General features: G+C 33.6%; 5 protein-coding genes. 1 reads left to right on the top strand and 4 read right to left on the bottom strand.

Translation table 11 applies throughout. From position 1 onward, the window contains the following. The first annotated feature begins 87 nt into the window (after positions 1-87). Positions 88-948: a LysR family transcriptional regulator gene (locus B2S90_RS09540; protein WP_055288785.1), complete on the top strand. Its 861-nt coding sequence runs from the start codon at positions 88-90 to the stop codon at positions 946-948. On the opposite strand, the gene B2S90_RS09535 is transcribed toward B2S90_RS09540, so the two are convergent. The 4 genes from B2S90_RS09535 to B2S90_RS09520 form a co-directional block, all read right to left on the bottom strand. After that, entirely contained in the window at positions 922-1,791 is an 870-nt protein-coding gene (locus tag B2S90_RS09535; RefSeq protein ID WP_055235211.1) for a diacylglycerol/lipid kinase family protein, read from the bottom strand. The two genes, B2S90_RS09540 and B2S90_RS09535, sit on opposite strands and share 27 nt — an antisense overlap. Positions 1,792-1,828: 37 nt before the next feature. Next, on the bottom strand, positions 1,829-2,476 hold the full coding sequence (locus B2S90_RS09530) for a flavodoxin (protein ID WP_055235209.1): 648 nt from the start codon (positions 2,474-2,476) through the stop codon (positions 1,829-1,831). Between the two features lie 231 nt (positions 2,477-2,707). Continuing rightward, positions 2,708-3,124 carry a cupin domain-containing protein gene (locus B2S90_RS09525; RefSeq protein WP_286696961.1) on the bottom strand — a complete coding sequence of 139 codons (417 nt, stop codon included), beginning with the start codon at positions 3,122-3,124 and terminating at the stop codon, positions 2,708-2,710. 2 nt (positions 3,125-3,126) lie between these two features. Continuing rightward, a partial coding sequence (locus B2S90_RS09520) for a carboxymuconolactone decarboxylase family protein (RefSeq protein ID WP_286696960.1) occupies positions 3,127-3,573 on the bottom strand: 447 nt, incomplete at its 5' end.

Below are 3,573 nucleotides of genomic sequence, written 5' to 3'. Positions count from 1 at the left end.
TTTTCCTCCCTGTCCTTGCAACATTATAATCCTGTTTTATACTATATGTATAATATATATTTTATATAGAATCTATAGGAGATACATATGGAACTAAAACAGATGAAATACTTTAAGACAATTGTAGATGAAGGGACTATAACACAGGCTGCACGTGTATTACATATTTCACAGCCTCCTCTTTCTATGCAGTTAAAAGCGATAGAAGAAGAATTAAATACAACACTGATAGAGAGAGGACATCGTCATATCACATTAACGCCTGCAGGGCACTTATTTTATCGTAGATGTAATCAGATGTTGAATTTATATGAACAGACAAGTAAAGAAGTACTAGGAGCTGCTACACAGATCTTACGTTTTGGGATTACTTCTTCTAATGGTTATTTAATTACACATGATCATATGGATGTGTTTAGAAAGAAATATCCTAAGTTAGATATTCACATGAAAGAAGGAACAACCTATGAGATGATGGATGCCTTGCTAGCTCATGAAATAGATATTGCGTTAGTCAGAACACCTTTTGATTCTACAAATGTGAAATCATTTTTATTTAAGCCTGAACCAATGATTGCGGTAGGACCTTCTACTCTTGTGAATGAAAAAAAGAACCATCTCATTGATTATCGAGATGATCCTGTTTTGATTCACAGACGTTATCGTCAGTTTATAGTAGATTATTGTTTAAATGAACTCCAATTCCAGCCACATATCCCTATTATCACAGATGATATACGTACTGCCTTAGTATGGGGTTCTATACTTGATCAGGTGGTTATTATACCTGAAGCGGCTATACCGTATATAGACTTAAATTCACAGACCTATACTAAACTTAAAGATAAGGGTCTCTATACATCTGCAGCTTTTATCACAAGAAAAGAAGAACTATCTCCAATCATAGAAACATTTATTTCTTTAATTATCAAAGACTACAAGATTTAGACTATTCTTCTTTACTTCTAAATGATAATGAGATGCTTTTACTTCTTCACCATCTAGGTTACATGGATACTGAGATTCTACATCCACTTCATCTACAGTAAAGACATGAGCATGTTTATCCTGATCAAGTGTTTCACTTACTATCTTCTTAATATATAAAGGAATGAGACCCTTATTAATTTGATCAAGAATCACAATATTCATGAGACCATCTTCTAATGATGCATGAGGGGCAATCTTATAACCCCCACCATAATATTTTGCATTGGCACAGGCACATAAAGTAACAGGACCTTCATATAATAGTGTTCCATGACTGGTCATCTTAATATGATAAAATGGATATTGGACAAAGTTTCTTAGAATAGAATACTCATATTGATGTCCTTTAAACATCTTAGGAATCTTCACATCATCATGAACATGATTCGCAATCACGCTATCACAGCCAAAACAGGCATTATTAATAAAATAACGATTATTCATTAACACTGTATCAATAGGAACTGTTTTACCCTTTAAAGACGCTTTAAGTACTTCTTTATAATCATTATTCTTAGAAATCATCTTAAAGAAGTCATTTCCTGTTCCATAGGGAATAACTACTAGTTCATGATGTGTACCTACAAGTCCCTGAATTACCTGATTCAACATACCATCCCCACCAACACTATAAAAACGTGTTGGTTCTTTATAATGTTTAATAATCTTCTTGGCGTGATCAGGATAAGTACTCATGAAAATATCATAATCATAACCCTGCATGACTTCTCTAATTGTTTCTATAAACGGATGATGATCATAATCATCATCCACTGGTTTAAGTAAAAATATATGTCTCATTATAGTTCTCCAAAAAAAGACTGGATCAGTATCCAGTCTAGATCATATCAATAGTTTCTAGCCACTCTTTAACGCCTTTGACATCAGTAAATGCCTTTGCACGCTTAAAGTTCGCATTTGGTATCATCTTATTAAAGTGAGCAACGCTCTTCTTGCTGGAATATTTCACATGGCCACGCCAGTTCTTTTCACTTGTACACATAGGCACAATTGTTTTACCTGATAAGTCATAATCCATACAGAATGAATCAATGATTAAAGGTTCATCCTTTTCCCAGCATGGATAAATAAGATACACTGTCTTGTATTGATCAATATCATCAATCTGATTTTTAAGAGTAGGTAATGTATCTAATACATGTTTATTCTTATAATCATGTTTATTTTCTTTAAGTGCTTTTGCGTAAGCTTCTCTTTCTTTTCTATGTTCTTTAATTCTTTCTTTAAAGTCTGTAGAGTACTTCTTAGAAGTCTGTAAACAAAGTAAGTCCCCTTCTGTATATGACTGTACTTGTTTAGCAAGTTTACGTTCTTCTCCATTGAATGAATAATATACAATCAATGTATCACTGAGACCACCTGTAATAGTTAAGGGGGCATCACTTTCTGAATATTTGGTATTATAAGTACATCCCGATAATGTGATCAACATCAAACATAAGAATGTAATGATTGATTTTTTCATAAAAAATCCTCCTCGAATCTCATTATAACATATTTCCTAGAAAAAAAATAATGAGTTCACAATGTGTTCATAGATAAAAAGCATAATAGTACCTGTAAAGAGAAAGCAACTCCCTATAATAATAACAGCTTCCTTTTTACCAAGAGTGATCCCTAAAATAATTTCCAAACTCCCTTCAAAATAACTCTTGAAATAAACAACGATCAGGTATCCCTTCCTGATCGTTTTGTTTTATTTCAATTTTAGATATTCTTCTTCATCCACTGCTTCAAGCCACTCGTTTGAAGCATTTTCATTTGGTACACTTTCTGCAATATGTACAAAATAGCTTTCTGGTGCTGCACCATGCCAATGTTTGATTTCTGGCGCAATATAAACTGTATCACCCACATTGAGTTCCTGAACAGGTTTTCCCCATTCCTGATAATACCCTCTTCCTGCAGTACATAATAAGATCTGTCCTGCACCATGATGGATATGCCAGTTGTTTCTGCATCCTGGTTCAAAAGTAACATTAGAAATAAGCACTTCTTGATCATTAATAGAATAGAGATAACTATTACCTACAAAATACTTAGCATATGCGGTATTCAATTCACCAATAGGATAAGGACTCTGTTTCTTGATATCTTCTAAAGTATAATTCATGATTATTTCTCCATTTCATGTATACATCTGATCGCATTTAAAGTACGTGGATAACCAATATAAGGCATGCAGTTAGAAATCACATTAATGAGATAATGTGCATCATTACCTACATGGAAGTTTCCACCAATATGAGATTTTAATTGTGGTTCAGTGCCGAGTGCTGATAGAAAACAGAATGTAATCATTTCTCTTTGTGCACCAGTGAGTCCCATTCTTGTATAGTAATCACCAAAGCAGTTACCTGCGAGCCATCTCTTGATATGACGTTCTTCTTCAGGACCACTTGTTTGGAATCCTCTCATATGTTCACCAAAGAGTTCACATTGTTTTTCATTACCAAGTTCTATACGATTGTCTCTATTTGTGGTAGACGCACTCTTTAATGGTTTATTCACATGTTTATTCATAATAGTGAGGAATGGATAAACCATACCAATACCAAGATA

The sequence above is a fragment of the Catenibacterium sp. UBA627 genome (genome assembly GCF_002299355.1).
Lineage (GTDB): Bacteria > Bacillota_I > Bacilli_A > Erysipelotrichales > Coprobacillaceae > Catenibacterium > Catenibacterium mitsuoka.
This window is presented reverse-complemented; position numbering and strand designations above follow the sequence as displayed.

Excerpts from the sequence above, each read along its gene's own strand:
- B2S90_RS09535 (WP_055235211.1), bottom strand. The coding sequence starts at position 1,791 with ATGAGACATATATTTTTACTTAAACCAGTGGATGATGATTATGATCAT.
- B2S90_RS09525 (WP_286696961.1), bottom strand. The coding sequence starts at position 3,124 with ATGAATTATACTTTAGAAGATATCAAGAAACAGAGTCCTTATCCTATT.
- B2S90_RS09530 (WP_055235209.1), bottom strand. The coding sequence starts at position 2,476 with ATGAAAAAATCAATCATTACATTCTTATGTTTGATGTTGATCACATTA.
- B2S90_RS09540 (WP_055288785.1), top strand. The coding sequence starts at position 88 with ATGGAACTAAAACAGATGAAATACTTTAAGACAATTGTAGATGAAGGG.